At 46.7% G+C, this 26239-nt stretch carries 2 protein-coding genes (1 of these 2 running past the window's edge); both read left to right on the forward strand.

Annotated features, from left to right (window positions below):
• Positions 1 to 15144 (forward strand): non-ribosomal peptide synthetase, encoded by a 15144-nt coding sequence (locus tag RAC86_RS01765; protein ID WP_072566301.1) that lies wholly within the window; start codon positions 1 to 3, stop codon positions 15142 to 15144.
• Positions 15128 to 26239, forward strand: the 5' portion of a protein-coding gene (locus RAC86_RS01770) for a type I polyketide synthase (RefSeq protein WP_072566302.1). Its footprint extends 2604 nt past the window's final position; 11112 of the gene's 13716 nt are visible here — the first part of the coding sequence; its start codon is at positions 15128 to 15130; its stop codon lies off the right edge, out of view. The genes RAC86_RS01765 and RAC86_RS01770 overlap by 17 nt, the downstream gene beginning before the upstream one ends.

The raw sequence follows: 26239 nt of genomic DNA on the forward strand, positions 1-26239 counted from the left end.
ATGAGAAATAATGATAATACCCGCAATTTAGCTAATCCTTCTGTCAGCTATGGTGAGACTTTACATATATCTGAAGAGCAGCCGGCAACAATACCTGAGGTTTTATACAGAACGGCTGCGGAGCTGGGGGATACAAAGGGAATCATTTATTTGCAGCCGGATGGAACTGAAGTGTACCAATCATATGGACGATTGTGGAATGATGCGTTGCGTATCGTGAAGGGTCTCCGCCAATCAGGCCTGAAAGCAAAACAAAATGTGATTTTGCAGCTTGGCGACAATTCACAGCTTCTCCCTGCATTCTGGGGGTGTGTTTTAGCAGGAATTGTTCCGGCTCCGTTAGCCGTTCCGCCAACATATGCTGAATCGAGCAGCGGGACTCAAAAGCTGAAAGACGCATGGACGCTTCTTGATAAGCCGGTGGTGCTTACGGATCGGGACATGCACCAGGAAATGCTCAATTGGGCAAAAGAGCAAGACCTTGAAGAATTCCGTGCAATTGCTGTAGAGGATCTGCTCAGTGCTGAAGCGGAGACGGATTGGCATCAATCCAGTCCTGAAGACTTAGCGCTTTTATTGCTGACTTCAGGCAGTACGGGAACGCCCAAAGCAGTTATGCTGAATCATCGAAACATTATGAGTATGGTGAAAGGGATTATTCAAATGCAAGGCTTCACCAGAGAAGATATCACGTTTAACTGGATGCCGTTTGATCATGTCGGAGGCATTGGGATGCTGCATTTGCGGGATGTCTATCTCGGCTGCCAAGAAATTAACGTCTCAAGTGAAACGATCTTAATGGAGCCGCTGAAATGGCTGGATTGGATTGATCATTACCGTGCTTCTGTTACGTGGGCGCCGAATTTTGCGTTCGGTCTTGTCACTGATTTTGCAGAAGAAATGAAAGATCGGAAATGGGATCTGTCCTCAATGCGTTACATGCTCAATGGCGGTGAAGCAATGGTAGCCAAGGTAGGGCGCAGAATGCTTGAGCTTTTAGAACCTTATGGACTGCCTGCTGATGCCATCCGACCTGCATGGGGAATGTCCGAAACTTCATCGGGCGTTATTTTTTCTCATGAGTTTACCCGGGCTGCAACAAGTGATGATGATCATTTTGTCGAGATAGGTTCTCCAATTCCTGGATTCTCTATGAGAATAGTGAATGACCATAATGAAGTGGTTGAAGAAGGCGAGATTGGCCGTTTTCAAGTCTCTGGTCTTTCCGTTACAAGCGGTTATTACCGGCGCCCGGATTTAAATGAGAGTGTGTTTACAGAAGATGGATGGTTTGAAACCGGAGATCTTGGCTTTTTGCGAAACGGGCGCTTAACCATAACGGGGCGCACGAAAGATGCAATTATCATTAACGGCATTAATTATTACAGTCATGCGATTGAGTCTGCTGTTGAAGAATTACCGGACATCGAAACTTCTTATACTGCTGCCTGCGCAGTCCGCGTGGATCAGAATTCAACAGATCAGCTGGCTATCTTCTTTGTTGCTTCCGCAAAAATGAATGATGAGCAAATGTCTCAGCTTCTTAGAAACATACAATCCCATGTCTCACAGGTGATCGGAGTCACCCCAGAATATTTGCTGCCGGTCCAAAAAGAAGAGATTCCGAAAACGGCTATCGGAAAGATTCAGCGCACTCAGCTGAAAACTTCATTTGAAAATGGGGAGTTCGACTCCTTGCTTCATAAATCCAACCGGATGAACGGTGCGGTTCAGGACGGGGAGACGCAGCAAGCAGATCATGCGAAAAGAATAAGGGAAGAGGTACAGGAGCATCTGCTCAGCTGTTTGACTGAGGAGTTGCATGTTTCCCGTGATTGGGTAGAGCCAAATGCAACTATCCAGAGCCTTGGAGTGAATTCTATCAAGATGATGAAGCTCATTCGGTCGATCGAGAAAAAATACAGTATCAAACTCACAGCCAGAGAGATACATAAGTATCCTACGATTGAACGCTTGGCTCATTATCTATCTGATCATGAAGACATTAGCAGCTTGTCTGCTGACAGGGAGGGTACTGACACTTTTAAAACGGAACCGGAAAAGAGTCAGGCATCTTTTCAGCCCCTATCTGAGGTTCAAAAAGGATTATGGACATTGCAAAAAATGTCACCTGAAAAAAGTGCATATCACGTACCTCTCTGTTTTCGATTTTCGTCAGGGCTTCACCTTGAAACATTACAGCAGGCTTTCGGCCTTGTATTGAATCAGCACCCGATCTTAAAGCACATCATCCAAGAGAAAGATGGAGTACCATTTCTAAAAAATGAGCCAGCGATTTCGCTTGAAATCAAGACAGAAGACATTTCTGGTATGAAAGAGTCTGCCATTCCTTCTTTTCTTAGAAAGAAAGCAAAGGAACCGTATGTAAAGGAAAACAGCCCATTAGTGCGTGTCATGAGTTTTTCCAGATCTGAACAAGAGCATTTTTTGCTTATTGTCATTCACCATATGATTTTTGACGGGGTTTCATCTGTAACATTTATACGCTGTCTGTTTGACAGCTATAAGCTTCTTTTAGAAGGACGACAGCCGGAAGTGTCAGTTTCTCCTGCCATGAATCATGATTTTACGGCATGGGAGCAGAACATGCTAGCCGGAGAAGACGGCGCGAAGCATCGTTCATACTGGCAGAAACAGCTATCGGGAACTTTGCCGAATCTGCAGTTGCCTAAGGTCAGCACGAGTTCAGCTGATTCTGAGTTTGAAGAGGATACATACACCCGGCAGCTGCCCAGCGGCTTCATGAATCGGGTGAGGGCGTTTGCGAAAGAGCATTCTGTGAATGTTTCGACGGTATTCTTGAGCTGCTATATGATGCTGCTTGGCCGTTATACCGGCCAAAAGGAACAGATTGTCGGCATGCCGGCAATGGTGAGACCGGAAGAAAGATTTGATACTTCCATTGGACATTTTCTCAATATGCTCCCGATTCGCAGTGAGCTGAACCCGGCAGACACTTTTTCTGAATTTATTTCAAAATTGCAATTAACGATGCTGGATGGGCTTGATCATGCAGCTTATCCTTTTCCGAAAATGGTGAGGGATTTGAATGCTCCTCGCAGCCAAACGGGTTCACCAATATTTCAAACCGCTTTTTTCTATCAAAATTTTCTTCAATCCGGAAGCTATCAAAACTTGTTGAGCCGCTATGCTGACTTCTTTTCTGTCGATTTCATTGATCGTATTCATCAAGAGGGCGAATACGAACTAGTATTTGAACTGTGGGAAACAGAAGAAAAAATGGAGCTGAACATCAAGTACGTAACTACGCTGTTTGATGCGGCTTCTATATCCGCGATGTTCGATCATTTTGTTTATGTAACAGAACAGGCGATGTTGAATCCTTCTCAACCTTTAAAAGAGTATTCTTTATTACCTGAAGCAGAGGAGCAGATGATTCTCAAAACATGGAATGCCACTGGCAAAACGTATCCATATACATGTTTTCATGAATTATTTGAGCAGCAGGCGAAAAAGACACCTGATAGAGCAGCTGTCAGCTATGAAGATCAAACATTGACGTATCGGGAGCTCGATGAAAGAAGTACACAGCTGGCCATTTATTTGCAGGCGCATGGAGTGGGACCTGACCGTCTGGCGGGAATCTATGTGGATCGATCGCTTGACATGCTGGTGGGATTATTGGCGATTGTTAAGGCTGGAGGAGCATATGTGCCGTTAGACCCGTCCTATCCGGCTGAGCGACTGGAATACATGCTGGAGGACAGTGAAGTATCCATGACGCTGACGACATCAGAATTAGTAAATACGTTGAATTGGAACGGCATCAAGACTGCTCTGTTAGATCAAGACTGGGATGAGATCGCACAAACAGCCTCTGATCGAAAAGTGCTTACACGCACTGTCACGCCGGAGCACTTGGCATATGTCATTTATACATCCGGCAGCACAGGAAAGCCAAAAGGCGTTATGATACCACATAAAGCTTTGACAAATTTTCTCGTTTCAATGGGAGAAACACCAGGTCTTTCGCCAGAGGATAAATTGCTCGCTGTCACAACCTATTGTTTTGATATCGCAGCTCTGGAGTTATATTTGCCTTTGATAAAGGGCGCACACTGCCATATTTGTCAAACGGAGCATACAAAAGACGTTGAAAAACTGAAACAGGACATCCAAACGATCAAACCGACAGTGATGCAGGCAACCCCCGCTACATGGAAGATGCTCTTTTATTCAGGCTGGGAAAATGAAGAGAGAGTGAAAATTCTATGCGGAGGCGAAGCTTTGCCTGAGACGTTAAAACGATATTTCTTACATACAGGCAGCGAAGCCTGGAATATGTTCGGGCCAACCGAAACAACAATCTGGTCAGCGGTTCAGCGCATTAACGAAGAATGCTCTCATGCCACGATAGGAAGGCCAATCGCCAATACACAAATGTATATTACGGATTCTCAGCTTGTTCCAGTACCGGCTGGAGTTCCGGGTGAGCTTTGCATTGCAGGGGACGGCGTGGCGAAGGGCTATTACAAAAAGCAAGAATTAACGAATTCGAAATTCATTGACAGCCCTTTTGAGCCTGGATCGAAGCTTTATAGAACAGGAGATATGGCGCGCTGGCTGCCGGGAGGACGAATTGAATATATAGGCCGTATCGATAATCAAGTGAAAATACGCGGGTTCCGTATTGAACTTGGCGATATTGAAAGCAGGCTCAGTCAGCATCCTGGCATTCAGGAATGCGTCGTGGTTGCAGCTGAAGAGAATGGAATGGATAAGCTTGCTGCCTATTATACAGCTCAACATGCAAATGCTTCTCTAGCGGCAAGGGAGCTGCGTCATTATGTAAAAGACGTTTTGCCTGCCTATATGGTGCCTTCTTATTTTATTCAGCTTGACCATCTGCCGTTAACACCGAACGGAAAAATAGACAGAAACATTCTTCAAAATAACGAACTTACAGCGAAGCAGCCAAAGCAAAGGGAGATCTCTCCTAAGAACATTCAGGATGCGGTTTTCACCATTTGGCAGGATGTGCTGAAAATGACTGACATTGAATGGGAAGACGGATTTTTCGATGTGGGCGGGGATTCGCTTCTAGCGGTTACTGTCGCTGACCGCATCAAACATGAACTATCCTGTGAGTTTTCTGTCACAGACCTGTTTGAGTACTCAACGATCAAAAATATCAGCCAATACATTACTGAACAACGGATGGCCGATACAAGTGCCCCGATGCCGACAGAACCGGCAGTTCATATAGATCAGTCCACCCAGATGAGCGAACTCCCAGATTATTATGAGGATAGTGTGGCGGTTATTGGCATATCGTGTGAATTCCCAGGGGCGAAAAACCATGCTGAGTTTTGGGAGAACCTCAGAGACGGCAAGGAAAGCATTACGTTTTTTAGTAAAGAAGAGCTTCAGCGTTTTGGCATTTCGGAGGAGATAGCGGAGAATGCCAGCTATGTCCCGGCTAAATCTTCAATTGATGGGAAAGACAAATTTGACCCAAGCTTCTTTCAAATCTCTCCTAAAGACGCTGAATTTATGGACCCGCAGCTTCGAATGCTGCTGACTCACTCATGGAAAGCAATAGAAGATGCCGGTTATGCTGCGAAGCAGATTCCGCAAACCAGTGTTTTTATGTCGGCAAGCAATAATTCTTATCGCGCGCTGCTGCCGTCAGATACAACAGAGAGTCTGGAAACGCCGGATGGCTATGTCTCGTGGGTGCTTGCGCAGAGCGGGACGATTCCGACAATGATTTCCCATAAGCTCGGGCTGAAAGGGCCAAGCTATTTCGTCCATGCCAATTGCTCATCGTCCCTGATTGGATTGCATTCTGCCTATAAAAGCCTGCTGTCAGGTGAATCTGCTTATGCTTTAGTTGGCGGTGCAACGCTGCATACCGAGTCAAATATCGGATATATGCATCAGCCGGGTCTTAACTTTTCGAGCGACGGACATATTAAAGCTTTTGACGCTTCAGCTGACGGAATGATAGGCGGTGAGGGTGTTGCCGCAGTATTGCTGAAAAAAGCGGCTGATGCTGTAAAAGACGGGGATCATATCTATGCTTTGCTGAGAGGCATAGGTGTAAATAACGATGGCGCCGACAAAGTCGGTTTTTATGCTCCTAGTGTCAAAGGACAGGCTGACGTGGTGCAAAAGGTCATGAATCAAACGAAGATACAGCCTGAATCCATCTGCTATGTGGAAGCGCACGGAACTGGAACGAAGCTGGGAGATCCAATCGAGCTGGCGGCTTTAACGAACGTTTACAGGCAATATACAAATAAAACGCAATTTTGTGGCATTGGGTCGGTGAAAACCAATATCGGACATTTAGATACAGCTGCCGGTCTGGCGGGCTGCATTAAGGTCATGATGAGTCTTTACCATCAGGAGCTTGCACCGAGTATCAATTATAAGGAACCGAATCCAAATACAGACTTGGCCAGCTCTCCTTTTTACATCGTTGATCAAAAGAAAACGTTAAGCCGTGATATCAAAACGCACAGGGCTGCACTTAGCTCGTTCGGGCTTGGCGGGACAAACACCCATGCGATTTTCGAACAGTACAAAAGGGATTCAGATAAGAAAAAGATAGACGGAACCTGCATCATACCGATCTCGGCGAAAAATAAAGAGAGGCTGCAAGAGTATGTAGAAGACATTCTGGCCTATTTGGAAAGAAAAGGGCTTGAGCCCAGCCAGCTGCCTGATTTTGCGTATACCCTTCAGGTCGGACGGGAAGCGATGGAGTATCGTGTCGCCTTTACTGCCGATCATGTGAATGAGTTAAAACAGAAGCTCACAGATTTTATCAATGGGAAAAAAGCGATTGAAGGCTGTTTTCAAGGAAGTAAGCACAATGACAGGGAGATTTCATGGCTGACGGAGGACGAGGACAGCGCGGAACTGATCCGTAAGTGGATGGCCAAAGGAAAAGTGAACAAGCTCGCGGAAATTTGGAGCAAGGGAGCGCATATGGATTGGATGCAGCTTTACAAAGGTGAGCGTCCATACAGAATGAGCCTGCCGACATATCCATTTGCAAAGGAACGATACTGGCCATCGCAGGATGACCGCAAGCCGTCGGGTCAAATATCATCCAATCAGACAGAGATCGGTTTCATTCATCCGCTGCTCCATCAGAATACATCTGATTTTTCTGAACAGAAATTCAGTTCGGTTTTCACTGGTGAGGAATTCTTTCTGAGAGACCATGTAGTAAGAGGAAAACCGGTGCTCCCTGGTGTTGCGTACCTTGAAATGGCGCACGCGGCTGTCAAGCAGGCGACTGGAAGCAATAATGGTCAAGGGGTCAGAATCAAATTGAATCATACAGTCTGGGTTCAGCCTGTTGTGGTTGACGAACATTCGGCTCAAGTGGATATCGGTCTCTTTCCTGAAGAAGATGGGAAAATCACTTTTGACATTTACAGTACACAGGAAGACGGGGCCGACCCGATTATTCATAGTCAAGGCAGTGCGGAGCTGGTATCTGCCGCCGAAACGCCGGTCGCAGATCTCACTGAAATTTCAAGCCGCTGCGTCAAAGGAAAGATGTCACCTGATCAATTTTACGAAGAAGGCAGAAGCAGAGGGATGTTCCATGGTTCGGCCTTCCAAGGAATTAATAATGTGGATATAGGAAACAGAGAGGTTTTGGCGCAGCTGCAGCTTCCAGAAAACGTTTCTGAAACGAGAGAACAGTTTGTGCTGCACCCGAGTATCATGGACTCCGCCTTGCAGACGGCAACAATATGCATCATGCAGGAATTGACGGATCAAAAGCTGATTTTGCCATTTGCGCTTGAACAGCTTGAGGTGATTAAAGGATGTTCTTCTTCTATGTGGGCTTATGCCCGCTTAAGTGACGGTGATCACGCCGGAGATATGGTTCAGAAAGCGGATATCGATGTCATTGACGAGAGCGGAGACGTATGTGTCAGGATTAAAGGATTCTCCACGAGAGTATTGGAGGGAGAGGTTCATTCATCAAAGCCTTCATCACAGCATGAACGCTTAATGCTCGAGCCGGTATGGGGAGAACAGAAGGGCGGATTTGAGGACGAAGACCTTTCATTCGCAGAGCAAATTGTTGTTCTCTTTGAAACTGAACGAAGTGTCACAGACAGCCTTGCATCAAACTTGAAGGATGCCCATGTCATAATTCTGAATGAAGCTGAAGGGCATATTGCTGAACGTTATCAGTTTTACGCGCAGAACGTGTTTGAGCTAGTGCAAAGAAAGATCCGTGAGCATTCTGCCGGCCGTATTATGATTCAAGCCATCGTTCCTCTCAAAAAAGAGAAACAATTGTTTGCCGGTGTTTCCGGTCTGCTTAAAACAGCTGAATTAGAGTTCAGCAAACTGACAGCTCAGGTCATCGAAATCGAGAAACCTGAAGAGATGAATGATCTTCATCTCAAGCTGAAAGACGACAGCCGCAAGCCTGCGGATAAACAGATTCGATATGAGGATGGAAACCGCTTTGTGAAAGGTTGGCGGGAAATGGCGCTGCCTTCCGCTGAAGAGCTTCATATGCCGTGGAGAGACGAGGGTGTTTATCTAATTACAGGCGGAGCAGGAAGAATAGGCCTGCTGTTTGCAAAGGAAATTGCTAATCGAACCGTTCGATCCACTATTGTGCTGACGGGACGCTCTGTTTTGAGTGAGCGTAAGCAACATGAACTGGAGGCTCTTCGAAGCGTGGGAGCAGAGGTCGTCTATCGAGAGGCTGATGTAAGTGATCAGAGGGCGGTTCGGCGTCTCATGGAGGAAATCAAAGAAAAGCATGGCACTCTTAACGGAATCATTCACGGTGCAGGCAGCATTAAAGATCACTTCATCGTTCATAAAACGAATGAAGAGTTTCTAGAAGTGTTACAGCCAAAAGTGAGCGGGTTGTTACATGTAGACGAATGCAGCAAGGATTTTCCATTGGACTTTTTCATTTTATTCTCATCTGTTTCCGGATGTTTAGGAAACGCTGGACAAGCCGATTATGCCGCAGCCAATACGTTTATGGATGCATTTGCTGCATACCGCAGTTCTCTTGTGGCATCCAAGAAGCGATTCGGCTCAACCATTTCCTTTAACTGGCCGTTATGGGAAGAAGGCGGTATGCAAGTCGGCGCTGAAGTTGAGCAGAGAATGCTGAAAACGATGGGAATGGTCCCGATGCCAACAGATAGCGCCTTGAAAGCATTTTATCAAGGAATAGCATCTGAAAAATCGCAAGTTTTTGTGATGGAAGGGCAGCTTCAGAAAATGAAGCAAAAACTGCTGTCTGCAGGAGAGAAAGCCAAACGGAACGATCAGAGAAACGCGAATCAGGATCACGGACAAACCCGAAAATTGGAGTCGTCTTTGATTCAAATGGTTGGCGAGATTTTAAAGGTAAACACTGACGATATCGATGTCAATACAGAGCTGAGTGAGTACGGATTCGATTCGGTTACATTCACTGTCTTTACAAACAAGATCAACGAAGCATACCAATTGGAACTAACGCCGACCATTTTCTTTGAATATGGGAGCATCCAAAGCTTGGCTGAATATGTAATGGCGGCGCATCCGGGAGAATTGAATCAAGATGCTGCTGTTAATGACACAGATGAAAGGTCAAGCTCATTGCACAGTTTAAACAGCTTGAGTGCATCATTAGGCAACATGGTCAGTGCGATTTTAAAAGTGGATAGTGAAGATATTGATGTCAATACAGAGCTGAGTGAATACGGATTTGATTCGGTTACATTTACGGTCTTTACAAACAAGATCAACGAAGCATATCAATTGGAGCTTACGCCGACCATTTTCTTTGAATATGGAAGCATTCAAAGCTTGGCTGGATATTTGATAGATGAATTTGAGGAAACTTTTGTTCAGGAGAGCAAAAAATCAGAGGGGCAAGAAGAGTTACAGACTAATATATCATCTGAAGTTCCGAAAATGACAGCGCGTAGAAAGCACCGCTTCCAACAGCCTGTTATTGCAAAAGAAGAAAGCAGCAAAAAGCAGACTGCCGATTTTGAGCCGATTGCAATTGTGGGCATCAGCGGCCGATTCCCTGGCGCTATGGATATAGATGAATTTTGGAAAAACCTAGAGGAAGGCAAAGACAGCATCACAGAAGTTCCAAAAGATCGATGGGATTGGCGGGAGCATTATGGAAATCCTGACACTGAAGTCAATAAAACCGACATCAAATGGGGCGGATTTATTGATGGTGTCGCAGAGTTTGATCCATTGTTTTTTGGTGTTTCGCCGCGAGAAGCCAATTATGTAGACCCTCAGCAACGTCTGTTAATGACGTATGTGTGGAAGGCGCTGGAAGATGCGGGCTGCTCGCCGCAAAGCCTTTCGGGTACAGGGACGGGTATCTTTATCGGTACTGGAAACACAGGTTACAAAGACCTATTCCATAGAGCGAATCTTCCAATTGAAGGCCATGCGGCTACAGGTCATATGATCCCTTCGGTTGGCCCGAATAGAATGAGTTATTTTTTAAATATCCACGGTCCGAGCGAGCCAGTCGAAACAGCTTGTTCCAGCTCTCTTGTAGCCATACACCGTGCTGTGACCGCGATGCAAAGCGGCAATTGTGAAATGGCGATCGCAGGAGGCGTGAATACGATCCTAACCGAGGAGGCGCACATTAGCTACAGCAAGGCCGGCATGCTAAGCAAAGACGGCAGGTGTAAAACCTTCTCCGCCGATGCGAATGGCTATGTCAGAGGTGAAGGTGTCGGAATGGTCATGCTGAAAAAGCTGGCAGACGCCGAGCGCGACGGGAATCACATTTACGGTGTTATTCGGGGGACGGCGGAAAATCACGGCGGAAGAGCCAATACCCTCACATCACCTAATCCGAAAGCACAAGCTGATCTGTTAGTGCGTGCATATCGCCAAGCAGGCATAGATCCAAGCACGATCACATATATCGAAGCGCATGGAACGGGGACGGAATTGGGCGATCCAATTGAAATAAACGGGCTGAAAGCCGCGTTTAAGGAATTATCCAATAAGAGAGGCGGCAGCCAGCCGGACATTCCGGATCACCGTTGCGGCATCGGCTCAGTTAAAAGCAATATCGGCCATTTGGAGCTTGCCGCAGGAATCTCAGGTCTGATCAAAGTGCTGCTGCAAATGAAGCATAAAACGTTAGTGAAAAGCCTGCATTGCGAGACGCTTAATCCTTATCTTCAGCTGGCTGACAGTCCGTTTTACATCGTTCAGGAAAAACAGGAATGGAAGGCTGTCACAGATCGTGACGGAAACGAGCTTCCGCGCCGCGCCGGAGTCAGTTCGTTTGGAATTGGCGGAGTAAACGCACATATTGTGATTGAAGAATATACGCCAAAAGCCAATTCAAAACAAACGGCACCAGAACAGCCAAACATGATTGTGCTGTCGGCTAAAAATAAAAACAGGCTAATGGATCGTGCTTCGCAATTACTGGAGGCGATTCGCAAGCAAAAATATACAGATAAAGATTTGCACCGCATCGCTTACACCCTGCAAGTTGGGCGAGAAGAAATGGATGAGCGTCTGGCGTGTATTGCGGGGACGGTGCAGGAACTTGAAGAGAAACTGCAGGCGTTTGTTGACGGTAAGGAAGAAACTGAAGCATTCTTCCGGGGACAGTCGAATCGAAATAAAGAAACCCAGGCCATTTTTACAGAAGATGAGGATATGGCGATAGCAATTGATGCTTGGATCAGAAAAAGAAAATACGCTAAACTTGCTGATTTATGGGTCAAAGGCGTAACGATCCAGTGGAATACATTATACGGCGAGACCAAACCGCGCCTGATCAGTCTCCCTTCATATCCATTTGCGAAGGATCGCTATTGGGTACCGGTAAAGGAACATTCAGAATCGGACAAGAAAGAACTAGTTGATGCTAGAGAAAAGCGCACCGCATGTATTTTGACAAAACAATGGAGTTTGAGCCCGGTTGGCTCAACAGTGCCAGTGACACGAACGGTTGCCATCCTGAGCAATCAAGAGACAGCTGATTTGGCAGCTGAAGTGTCCACGTATTTTCCGAACCATCTTATATTAGATGTGAGCCGGATAGACTGGCACCAGCCAGACATTGATTGGAAAGAGTTTGACGGCCTAGTGGATGTCATCGGCTGCGGAGAAGATGATGAAGACCAGCTGGATTGGATTGAATGGGTGCAGAGACTGGTTGAATTCGGGCATAAAGAGGGGCTCAGGCTGCTTTGTGTGACGAAGGGGCTCGAATCGTTTCAAAACACATCCGTCCGAATGGCAGGCGCCTCACGAGCTGGTTTGTATCGGATGCTTCAAAGCGAGTACAGCCACCTTACATCAAGACATATGGATGCAGAGGAGGTTATTGATCATCATCGTCTCGCGAAGCAGATCGCTGATGAGTTTTATTCAGATTCTCATAATACGGAGGTTTGCTACAGAGACGGTTTGCGGTATCAGGCTTTTCTAAAAGCGTCTCCTGAAACAGGTGAGGGAGACGAACAAAGGATGACCTTCCCTAAAGATCATGTGCTTATTATTACAGGCGGGACACGAGGCATCGGACTATTATGCGCCCGGCATTTTGCGGAGCACTATGGAGTGAAAAAGCTGGTGCTGACCGGACGAGAGCAGCTTCCACCGCGAGAGGAGTGGGCTCGTTTTGAGACATCAAACACATCCGCGGCAGAGAAAATTCAGGCAGTGCGGGAGCTGGAAGCGCAGGGTGTGCAAGTGCAAATGCTGTCGCTTACGCTATCTGATGATGCTCATGTTGAGCAAACGCTGCAACATATCAAGCGAACATTAGGACCGATTGGCGGTGTCATTCATTGTGCAGGTCTGACGGATATGAATACTCTGGCGTTTATCCGAAAAACTTCTGATGATATTCAGCGGGTGCTGGAGCCTAAAGTTGCTGGGCTGACAACGCTATATCGCCACGTGTGTAACGAGCCATTACAGTTTTTTGTATTATTTTCTTCTGTTTCAGCCATTATTCCGCAGCTTTCGGCGGGACAAGCTGACTACGCTATGGCCAATAGCTATATGGATTATTTTGCTGAAGCACATCGAAAAAATGCGCCGATCATCAGTGTTCAGTGGCCGAATTGGAAAGAAACCGGTATGGGCGAAGTGACAAATGATGCATATCGAGAAAGCGGCTTGCTGAGCATTACGAATTCAGAGGGCTTACGTTTTCTAGATCAAATCTTATCAAAAACGCTCGAACCGGTTGTTCTCCCTGCGGTGGCGAATCAAACAAATTGGGAGCCGGAGCTACTGATGAAGCGGAGGAAACGGCATGAGGATGGTTTGCGGGAATCGACTTTGCAGAGCCCGCTGGCCAAAGATAACGAAGGGATCGATGCAATTTCCAAAAGTGAGGGGCTATTATCTGAAACACAGTCCTGGCTTGTTGATTTGTTTTCCGAAGAGCTGAGAATTGATCGTGAAGACTTTGAGATTGACGGATTATTTCAAGATTATGGGGTGGATTCGATCATTTTGGCACAGGTGCTTCAGCGTATAAACCGCAAATTAGAAGCAGCGCTCGATCCATCTATTCTATATGAATACCCGACAATTCAAAGATTCGCAGATTGGCTGATCGGCTCTTATTCCGAAACGCTGTCTGCTCTATTCGGAGGCGGGATATCGGGTACATCAGCAACTTTGGAGAACAAAATGGAAGCAGGCGTATCTGCCCATGCGAAGGAGCGTGCTCCTGCCGCCCAGATACAAGCGCCGACGACTCTTTCACCGGGCCCTCATGCAGAAGATATTGCTGTTGTCGGGCTGTCTTGCCGCTTTCCGGGAGCAGATACGCTAGAAACCTATTGGTCGTTATTATCTGAGGGACGTTCATCAATCGCTCCGGTTCCGGCAGAGCGCTGGGGCTGTAAAACGCCATATTATGCCGGCATGATTGATGACGTCAGCCATTTTGACTCTGATTTCTTTCTGCTTCATGAAGAAGACGTAAGGGCGATGGACCCGCAAGCATTACTCGTATTGGAAGAGTGTCTGAAGCTCTTGTATCACGCCGGATATACACCTGAGGAAATAAAGGGGAAGCCAGTCGGCGTTTATATTGGAGGCAGAAGCCAGCACAAACCTGATGAAGAGAGTCTTCATCATGCTAAGAATCCGATCGTGACAGTCGGCCAAAATTATTTAGCGGCTAATATTTCACAGTTTTTTGATGTCCGCGGCCCGAGTGTTGTAGTAGATACAGCCTGTTCGTCAGCTTTGGTCGGCATGAATATGGCCATTCAAGCTCTGCGTAGCGGTGATATTCAATCTGCCTTAGTCGGCGGTGTCAGCTTGCTGAGCTCAGATGCCTCTCACAGACTATTCGACCGACGTGGCATTTTAAGCAAACTTTCATCCTTCCATGTGTTTGATGAGCGTGCCGATGGAGTTGTGTTGGGTGAAGGCGTCGGAATGGCCATGTTAAAAACAGTAAAACAGGCGCTGGAAGACGGAGATACCATATATGCTGTCGTGAAAGCAGCCTCGGTCAATAACGACGGAAGAACGGCAGGCCCGGCCACGCCTAATCTGGAAGCGCAAAAGGAAGTCATGAAAGACGCGCTTGTCAAAAGCGGAAAAAAACCAGAGGACATCAGCTATCTTGAAGCAAACGGGTCAGGTTCAATGGTAACCGATCTGCTTGAACTGAAAGCGATCCAATCGGTGTACCGTTCCGATCACTCATCGCCTCTTTCTCTCGGCTCCATCAAGCCGAACATCGGGCATCCGCTATGTGCTGAAGGGATCGCCAGCTTTATTAAAGTTGTACTGATGCTGAAAGAGCGCCGCTTTGTCCCATTTTTATCAGGTGAAAAAGAGATGGCGCATTTCGATCAACGGAAAGCGAATATTACGTTTGCCCGAACGCTGGAAAAATGGACAGATTCGCGGCCTGCGGCGGCCATCAACTGTTTTGCCGATGGGGGGACGAATGCTCATGTCATCGTAGAGGCGTGGGAAGAAGATGAAAAACGCGCCAGCAAGCGCAGTCCAATATCGCCTCCGCCATTAAAGAAACGGGCGTTTTCGCCCGGCGAGTCAAAGCCGATAGCGGAGACCTTAAAAGTGGATGCGGCAAACATATGGGATACTTATGAGGTGGAGGTCTAACGTGAAAAATATAACGAAACAACTCACATTATCGTTAAAAAATCCGTTTATTTATCACCATGTGGTTTACGGACAAAATGTCCTGCCGGGATTAGCCTATATTGATATGATCTACCAGATATTCAGAGAACACGGCTACGCCTGCTCAGAGCTTCAGCTGCGGAATTTATCCATCTATCAGCCGCTGATTGTGGAACAGAATGCGGTGATCGTTCTCGATGTCCAGTGTACGGAGAAAAAAGAAGGAAAGTGGCAAATCACAGCTAAAGGCTTTGAAAAACGTGGCGGGAATAAAGCTTCAGAAGAAAAGGTCTATATGAAGGCTGACATGCACGCCCACTCCCCGGCTGTATTTGAAGAAACACTGGATCTTAATCAGATTAAAGCAGCTGCGCAAAACGTTATTCAGCTTGATGATGTATATGAACAATGCAGACGTCAGGAGTTAGTGCACAGCGAATATATGAAAGCCAGCGGTCACATTTATGAAGACGAAAACGGCGTCCTTCTTGATCTTTCTCTCGGTTCTGAAGCCATGCATCACGCAGAAGGCTTTATGTTTCATCCGACTCTCATAGACGGGAGCGGGGTGGGTGCCAACAATTTGCTCACATCTTTGCTTAAAGGAGAACAGAGGCTGTATTTGCCTCTGTTCTATGAATCCTTTTCCGCTTCAGCACTTTTGCAGACACATTGCATGACGAGAATTAAGCGCTCCTCCGTCCGGCAGGAAAAAGAGCTGATTTATGTAACACTTGAATTTTTCAACGCTTCGGGAGAAAAAGTGGCTGAACTGAAAAACTTCACAAGCAAACTAGTGCGGGAAGCAGAGCTGATTAGCGGAAAGCAACAGGATGTAGAGGAGAAACAAGAGACGGGAAAGGGCACAGTCGAGCATACTCAAGCTGCTGACACCGTATCTTCATCCGGCAGTATGGGGTCCTATGGCGAGGCTGAACAGTTCGTAAGCCAATTAATTGCAGGCAAAATAAATAAGCCGATCGAACAGATTGAAAAGCAGGTCGGCTATTACCAAATGGGACTGAATTCATCAGGCTTGCTTGAAGTGGTAGAAACCATCAGTGACAAGATCGGTGAGAGCCTTTCGCCGACTCTCTTGTTTGAGCATACCACCATTGCCGAATTGTCAGCGTTTCTTGCCGAGGAATATGCTGAGCATTTTTGTGCCGCTGGTTCCCTTGATCAAAATGAAAGAGAGCACGTCTCCGATAGCATAATCGGCGACAAGGCTGCCGAAGGCCGAAAGACAAGCGGACCTGCTGACTTTTCTCATATTGCACCTTCTGAGACAGCAGGCGACATTGCGATTATCGGCTTGGCGGGCAGGTATCCGAAGGCAAACAATATTCATGAATTTTGGAACAATCTGAAAGAGGGCAAGGATTGCATTAGCGAGATTCCAGAGTCGCGCTGGGATTGGCGGCGCCTTGAAGGAATCACATCTCCTTCGGGTAAGGACATTTCCAAATGGGGCGGATTTATTGATGATCCAGACTGCTTCGATCCTCAATTTTTCAGAATCACGCCGAGAGAAGCAGAGACCATGGACCCTCAGGAGCGACTGTTTTTAGAAACCTGCTGGGAAACGATTGAGGATGCAGGCTACACGCCGAAGACTTTGGCCAAGCCTAAAGGACGGAACAAAAGGCAGCATGTAGGCGTTTTTGCAGGCGTCATGCATAAGGATTATACATTAGTCGGCGCTGAAGAAGCATCAGCGGAAAATGTGTTTCCTCTCTCGCTCAACTATGCGCAAATCGCCAACCGTGTATCTTACTTTTGTAATTTCCACGGCCCGAGCATGGCGGTCGATACGGTATGCTCCTCATCTCTGACTGCTGTACATCTAGCGTTGGAAAGCATTCGCCACGGTGAGTGTGATGTCGCGTTAGCAGGCGGAGTGAACCTGTCCCTGCATCCTAATAAATATATGACATACGGGGTCTGGGATATGTTTTCCACTGACGGACACTGCCGTACATTTGGCAAGGATGGAGACGGTTATGTGCCGGCTGAAGGAATCGGTGCGGTTTTATTAAAGCCATTGCACCAGGCAGAGAAAGATGGAGATCGCATTTATGCAGTGATTAAAGGAAGTGCTGTGAATCATGTGGGCACTGTAAGCGGCATTTCAGTGCCGAGTCCAGTTTCTCAAGCTGATCTGATTGAGGCATGCTTAGAGAAAACGGGAATTGACCCGCGGACGATCAGTTATGTAGAAGCACACGGAACCGGTACGTCCTTAGGAGATCCGATCGAATTACAGGGGTTGATGAAAGCATTCCGCCAATATACACAGGATCGGCAGTTCTGTTCAATCGGTTCTGTTAAATCGAACATCGGGCATGCTGAATCCGCCGCGGGTATCAGCGGTTTAAGTAAGGTTGCCCTTCAGCTTCACCATCAAACACTCGTGCCTTCTTTACATTCAGAAGAACTGAATCCGTACGTGGATTTTGAAAAGTCTCCATTTTATGTACAACATGAAACAGAAACGTGGAAACAGCCTGTTATCAAGGAGAAAGAGGAAGACATCCTTTATCCGCGCCGGGCGGGTATTAGTTCCTTCGGGGCAACCGGTTCAAACGCACATATTATCCTTGAGGAATACATTCCTCAAACATCGGAGCAGGACGTTTCATTGCCATTGCCGTCAGATTCTGACATGCCGGCGGTTATCCCGCTTTCTGCCCGTAATCAAGAACGTCTTCGTGTATATGCAAAACGTCTCTTGGAGTTTCTTCACGACGGGATTCAGATTAGAGATTTGGCTTATACATTGCAGGTAGGTCGTGAACCTATGGAAGAGCGGGTTGCTTTTGTATCAGCCGGAATTCAAGAATTATCAGGTCAATTGAAGGCTTTTGCAGAAGGGCACGAATCCATTCAGCATTGCTGGATGAGCCGAATATCAAGAGGAAGCGATTTATCGCTTTCTGCCGAAACGGTACATAAATTGCTGGAGCAAAGAAAACTCGATCAGATTGCGGAGCAGTGGGCGAACGGATCTGCGGTTGACTGGAAGCTTCTTTATGAGGAAAAGAAACCAAAACGGATCAGCTTGCCGACATACCCTTTTGAGAAAGTGCGTTATTGGGTGCCAAAAGCTGAGGCGGCGACTAATCGTTCTAAGCAGGAAGGACACATCCTACATCCTCTTCTGCATCAAAATGTGTCCGACATGTCGGGAGTCCGCTTTCGGTCAGCGTTCACCGGACATGAATTTTTCTTAAAGGACCATGTCATTAATGGCGAGCGGGTTTTACCCGGTGCAGCTTTATTGGAAATGGTACGGGCGGCTGTGGAAAAGGCAGCTGCAGATCAGTTCCCGACAGGATTCCGGCTCCGGAATATCGTCTGGGTTCGGCCGTTTGCCGTCACAGAACAGCAAGCAGACATACACATACGTTTATATCCTGAGGACAATGGTGAGATTGCATTCGAAATCTGCCAAGAGCCTGAAAGCACAGAGAAGGCGCCGGTTGTATATGGACAAGGGGTCGCAGTGCTTTGTGAGGCTGATGAACCTCGGGTAATCAACATTGAAGAACTGAAGGCAAATGATAATGAGCGGATTCTGTCACCTTCTGATTGCTACGAGGCTTATGCAGAAATGGGCATTCATTATGGTGACAGCCACAGAGCGATTGACAGCATATATATCGGCAAAAACGGAGTTCTCGCGAAATTGACGATGCCTCCTGTGATCACCGACACGGAAGACCATTATGTCCTGCATCCAAGCATGATAGATTCGGCATTTCAAGCATCTATCGGTTTGAGGCTGGGAAACGATACGCGTTTAGCAGACAGAAAGGCCATGCTGCCTTTTGCATTGCAGGATGTCCAAATCTTCAAAGGCTGTGAGGCGTCTATGTGGGCGCGGATCACATACAGCGAGGGCAGTGGAGCTGGGGATCGCATGCAGAAGCTTGATATCGATTTGTGCAATGAAGAGGGGCAGGTTTGCGTGCAGATGAAGGGCTATTCTGCAAGAGTGCTAGAAACAGATACAGAAAATCCTTCTGAGACAATTGACACGCTGCTGTTTGAACACGTTTGGGAAGAAAATGCTCCTGACGAGAAGAAAGAGTTTATAGCGTACGAGACACATAAAGTCGTTATCTGTGATTTTGGAGAACAAATGGAAAACATCCGAAACGATCTTGACTGTATAGTCCTGCATCATCATACAGCGGCAATTGATGAAAGGTTTGAAGCATACGCCGTACAATTATTTGAAGAAATCAAACAGCTGCTGCACTCGAAAACCGGGGGACATACATTCATTCAAGTGGCGGTGCCTGCGTTGAACGAGCCGCAGCTATTAAGCGGCTTAACCGGACTGCTCAAAACGGCTGAACTGGAAAATCCCAAACTGACGGGACAGCTGATTGAATTAGATACCGGGATATCTGCTAGTGGCCTATACGAAATATTGGAAGAAAACAGACGCTGTCCTCTTGACACACATATCCGCTACTGGCAAGGAAAACGTATTGTAAGCAAATGGAAAGAAACGTCTGGTGAGCACCTAAGTGCTGACATGCCATGGAAAGATAAAGGGGTTTATCTGATGACAGGCGGTGCAGGCGGCCTTGGCTTCATCTTTGCAAATGAAATCGCAAACCAAACGAATGATGCTGTTATGATCCTGACTGGTCGCTCTCCTCTCGATGAAAGGAAGCAGGTGATGCTTCAAGAGCTGCAGAAACTTGGCGTCCGAGCGGTTTACAGACAGGCGGATCTGACAGAGAAACAAGCTGTTGATGCCTTAATAATAGAGATCCAAAACACTTACGGCGGCCTGGACGGCATCATTCATAGCGCCGGTATGATAAAAGATAATTTCATTATTAAGAAAAAGAAAGAAGAAGTTCAAACCGTGCTCGCTCCAAAAGTAGCCGGTCTGATTCATCTTGATGAAGCAACGAAAGATATTCCGCTTGATTTCTTTATCCTTTTTTCTTCAGGTGCAGGAGCAGTGGGAAGTGCGGGACAGGCTGATTATGCAATGGCGAATGCATTTATGAATGCATTCAGCGAATATCGAAATGGTCAAGCAGCGCTGGACAAACGTTACGGAAAAACACTTTCGGTATGCTGGCCGCTGTGGAAAGACGGGGGCATGCGTATTGATGCTGAAACTGCGAGGATGCTGACAAAAGAAACAGGCATGGTAGCCATGGAAACAAGGCGAGGGATTCAGGCGCTATATCATAGCTGGGTGTTAGGAAAGCCGCAAGTATTAGTGGCTTCCGGTGTTGCCAATCGGATACGTGCATTCTTATATGAAACGGGACATGGTCAAGACCCATCTCACAATATGAAGAATAGAAATGTCAATCAGAATACGGAAAGAGCGGACATTGTCCTGGGAGTCGATGAAGAGACATTGAGAGAAAAAGCTGAGAATTATGTGAAACAAGTGCTTTCTTCGGTTATCAAGCTGCCGGCCGGCCAGATTGATGCTGAAGCTCCTCTCGAGGATTACGGGATCGATTCTATTATGATCATGCATGTAACGGGTCAATTAGAAAAAGTATTTGGATCTTTGTCTAAGACATTGTTCTTTGAGTACCAGGATATCCGGTCATTAACCCGGTATTTTACTGATTCCCACCGAGAAAAGCTGCTGGACATCTTGAAAATTGAAACAGACAAACCTTCTGCTGCGGAGAATAGAAAAACAGATTCAGAGCCTGAAAGGAGAGAAATCTCTGTTGCCCCAAGAAAGTCCGGATTCTTTCCTTTGCAAGAAAAAGGGCAGAAGCAGCCGAGAAAAAAGGAAACAGAGGAAATTGCAATCATTGGTATCTCAGGGCGCTATCCTCAGGCAGACAACATCTATGAATTGTGGGAAAACCTGAGGGACGGACGAGACTGTATTACGGAAATTCCTGAAGATCGCTGGGATCATAGTCTCTATTATGATGAAGATAAGGACAAGCCTGGAAAAACCTACAGCAAGTGGGGCGGCTTCATGAAGGATGTAGACAAGTTTGATCCGCAGTTTTTCCATATTTCGCCCCGTGAAGCAAAATTAATGGACCCTCAAGAGCGTTTATTTTTGCAGTGTGTGTATGAAACGATGGAAGACGCAGGATATACAAGGGAGCATCTTGGCCGTAAGCGTAATTCGGAGCTTGGCGGAAGCGTCGGGGTGTACGTCGGGGTCATGTACGAAGAATACCAGCTGTACGGAGCGCAAGAGCAGGTGCGCGGCAGGTCTCTGGCGTTAACAGGGAATCCATCATCCATCGCGAACCGGGTATCTTATTATTTTGATTTTCATGGGCCGAGTATTGCTTTGGATACCATGTGTTCTTCTTCCTTAACTGCTATTCATTTGGCCTGCCAAAGCTTGCAGCGCGGAGAGTGTGAGGCGGCATTCGCGGGCGGCGTGAATGTTTCAATCCACCCCAATAAGTATTTGATGCTTGGGCAGAACAAATTTATGTCCAGCAAAGGCCGATGTGAAAGCTTCGGAGAGGGTGGAGACGGCTATGTGCCGGGTGAAGGTGTTGGAGCAGTTCTTCTTAAGCCATTGTCTAAAGCCGTTGAAGATGGCGATCACATATATGGAATCATTAAGGGGACAGCCATTAACCACGGAGGAAAAACAAACGGTTACTCAGTTCCCAACCCGAACGCCCAAGCAGATGTGATCAAAAAGGCATTTGTGGAAGCAAAGGTTGACCCGCGGGCAGTCAGTTATATCGAAGCGCACGGCACGGGAACGTCTCTCGGAGATCCTATTGAAATGACAGGGCTGTCCAAAGTGTTTACGCAACAAACGAAAGACAAACAATTTTGTGCAATAGGCTCAGCCAAATCAAATATCGGGCACTGTGAGAGTGCAGCAGGTATCGCAGGATTAACGAAGGTATTGCTCCAAATGAAAAACAGGCAGCTCGCGCCTTCCCTACATTCAAACGTGTTGAACCCGAATATTGATTTCCATAACTCACCGTTTAAAGTACAGCAAGAGCTAGAAGAATGGAAGAGGCCCATCATTTCTGTCAATGGTAAAGACATCGAATATCCGAGAATCGCAGGCATCTCTTCATTTGGCGCTGGGGGAGTTAACGCCCATATTTTAATAGAAGAGTATGTTCCGGAATCTGGGCAGGAACGTTCCCTAGCAGGGAAACAGCCAGCTGTCATTGTGCTCTCAGCAAAAAATGAGGAAAAACTTCAGAAACGGGCGGAACGATTGCTGCATGCCATTCGTGAACAACGATATGATGAAGTTGATTTGCACCGAATCGCCTATACGCTGCAAGTCGGGCGTGAAGCGATGAATGATCGCCTGGCGTTCGTTGTGGAAACGATGCAGGAGCTTGAAGAAAAGTTGAATGAATGTGTCTCAGGAACAGAAGATCGTGAATCTGTCTATCGAGGACAAGTGAAACGCAACAAAGAATCCATTGCCGCTTTTGCCGCTGATGAAGATATGTCAAAAACAATCGAGGCATGGATGAAAAAAGGAAAGTACGCGAAGGTTTTAGACCTTTGGGTAAGAGGCTTGCGTATCGACTGGGACACGCTTTATCAGGATCAGAAACCGCGGCGCATCAGTCTACCTGCCTATCCTTTTGCAAGAGATCGCTATTGGATAGAAGTTAATGCAACAAAGGCTGAGGAAAAAAGAACGGTGGACCCAGCTGCTGAGGTACAGCCGGTCATACAAAAGCCGTCTATAGTGAGAGAAGCCAGCGGCAAGCCTGCCAATATCACGTTACAGCCTTTAATGGCCAATCAGGATCGTTTGCAGCGTACAGCATCTCTGGTTCCATCAGATACAGAATCAGGGACGATCTCGGCGGAAGAATTGTGCGATGCACTAACGGCGAGCTTAGCGGAAGTGCTGTACATGGAACAAAACGAGGTTGACCCAGACGACGCATTCATAGACATCGGAATGGATTCGATTACAGGACTCGAATGGATAAAAGCAATAAATAAACAGTATGGGACATCACTAAATGTCACCAAGGTTTATGATTATCCGACAACACGTGATTTCGCTGTTTACTTAGCACATGAGTTAAGCGCACAAGCCAGAGAGAAAACAGAAGAAAGCGAAGCCCCGAAGCAAACGGGGACGTACGCACCGATGAAACAGAAAACAGCAGCACCTGCTGCTAAACCGGACAATATCTCCCTGCAGCCGTTAGAGCATCATCAACCGTTGCAGGAAGAACCTGCAGCAACTATTCAATATGCAGCAGCTCAAATATCCGCATCAAGCCAAAATACTGGGGCAATTGAAACGCTGAATGAAGAATTGAGGGAAAGCATAGCAGACGTGTTATTCATGGAGCCGCATGAGGTGGATATTGACGAAGCATTCATTGATATCGGAATGGACTCGATTACCGGGCTCGAATGGATAAAAGCTGTGAATAAGCAGTATGGCACGTCCTTTTCAGTCACCAAAGTGTATGATTATCCAACGATACACGATTTTGCCGAGATGCTAAAGTCTGAGCTTGGAACTCATCTCGATAGAAAACAAGAATTGACAGAACAGAATGATCCCTCTGAAGCTGTTAAACAGCCGGCGGCACTGCCTAAGGCAGAGCCGTCAGAGCGTCCGCTTCAGTCTGTTCAATATCCAATAAAGAAAGAACATGAGAAGAAACCTGCCCCTATTCATCAAGATCACCGGGAGGATGCGATAGCCATTGTCGGGATGTCGGGAAGGTACCCGGGCGCAAGTAATGTAAGAGAGTATTGGGATAACCTGGTTCATGCGAGAAATGCCATTCGGGACATTCCAACATCACGGTGGGATGTTGATCAGTACTATGATCCTGCCTTGAACAAAAAAGGGAAAGTCTATTGCAAATCAATGGGGATGCTTGATGATATTGAACATTTTGATCCGTTGTTTTTTAATATCCCGCCGTCAGAAGCTGAACTGATGGATCCGCAGCACCGAATATTTTTGCAGGAAGGCTATAAAGCCTTTGAGGACGCTGGATATAACGCCCGAACATTAAATGAGAAAAGATGCGGCGTTTATCTTGGCATTATGAGCAATGAGTATGGGGTCATGCTGAATCGGCAGGCAAGAGCAAACGCCACCGGGAACAGCTTTGCGATCGCCGCGGCGCGTATTCCGTATTTTCTTAATTTAAAAGGGCCTGCTATTCCTATTGACACCGCATGCTCATCTTCTTTGGTCGGCACACATTTAGCGCGACAGGCACTCATAAACAAAGAAATTGATATGGCGCTGGTTGGCGGTGTCAGCTTATACCTGACGCCGGAATCTTACATCAGTATGTGTGAGGCCGGCATGCTTTCACCTGATGGACAATGTAAAGCATTTGATAATGGTGCGAATGGTTTTGTGCCCGGCGAGGGTGCGGGTGCGCTGGTTCTGAAAAGGCTGAAAGATGCAGAAGCAGACCGTGACCATATTTATGGCATCATCATTGGCTCAGGTATTAATCAGGACGGGAAAACAAACGGAATCACGGCACCGAGTGCGAAAAGCCAAATGGATCTGGAAAGAGATATATATGAAACATATGGCATAGATCCTGAGAGTATCAGTTATGTAGAAATGCATGGTACCGGAACGAAACAAGGGGATCCAATTGAATTAGAGGCTTTGTCCACCGTATTTCAAGAAAAAACAGACAAAAAACAGTTTTGTGCAATCGGCTCAGTCAAAAGTAACATTGGCCATACATCCGCGGCGGCCGGAGTAGCTAGTGTTCAAAAAGTGTTATTGTGTATGAACCACAAAACCCTGGTGCCGACATTGAACTTCACGACACCGAATGAGCATTTTCAATTTGAGCATTCTCCTTTATATGTAAACACGGAGCTTAAGCCTTGGGAATCGGCCGATGGAAAACCGAGGAGAGCCTGTGTCAGCTCTTTCGGATATAGCGGGACGAATGCCCACATCGTGATAGAAGAATATCAGCCTGAACAGAGGAATGATCAATTAACAAAGCAGCATCATTCAACATTATTTGTACTCTCAGCGAAAAAAGAGCAGCAATTGAAGGCCTATGCAAAAGTAATGAAAGATTACGCAAATTCAATAGAAGAAATTGATTTGGAGGATATGGCATATACGCTACAAACCGGCCGGGAAGCGATGGATTATCGGATGGCGTTTTTGGCGGATTCGAAAGAAGCGGTTATCAAAGCTTTAGGTGATTATTTAGCGGATGTGCCAAACAACAGCATATTTGCCGCTCACGTGAAAGCGAAGAAAAGTGAAATCAAGCTATTTGAAACAGATCATGATGCCAAAGCATTGCTGCAAACATGGATAGAGAAGAAAAGGCTGGAGAAAGTAGCGGAATTATGGGTGAAAGGGCTGCAGATCGATTGGAACGGACTTTATGGAGCTCACATGCCTCGCCGAATCAGTCTGCCTGCTTATCCGTTTGCAAAAGAGTATTACTGGCTGCCACATCAAGAAGACAAGCCCGAAAACAGTGGTTCAGCACAGCCTTACTCCGAACCGATTACTAAGCACTGCTTTCTGCGCAAACAGTGGCAGCATTGTCCGATTGAATCAGTAGAACGTACGAATCAAACCGTTGCCATTTTAGCAAACGAGGAGACAACGGCATTAGCGGCAGAGCTTTCGAAGTATTTCTCGAATTACCGTATATTTGACAGTCAAGAGCTCGGTCATGTATCTGCTGCAGGCTTTGAACATATCTCTGGAGCAATCGATCTGATCGGGTGCGGTACGAGCCATGAGCAGTCGATAAGCTGGATAAACTGGCTCCAAAAGCTGATCGAGCAAGGACGTACAAGTAAGTATCGTTTGACGATCTTGGGTGTAACGAAAGGGCTGGAGTCTTTCGAAAATAAAGCTGTTCATTTGTCTGGTGCTTCACGGGCCGGTTTATATCGCATGCTTCAAAGCGAGTACAGCCACCTTACATCAAGACACGCAGATATGGATTTCGCAGCCTCTCATGAGGAGCTGGCCAAACAGATTGCAGACGAGTTTTATGCCAATAGCACAGAATCAGAAGTCTGTTATCGAGACGGCAAGCGTTATCGCGCATATTTGGCAGAGCAGCCAGCA

Source organism: Bacillus sp. LR_5, assembly GCF_042709275.1.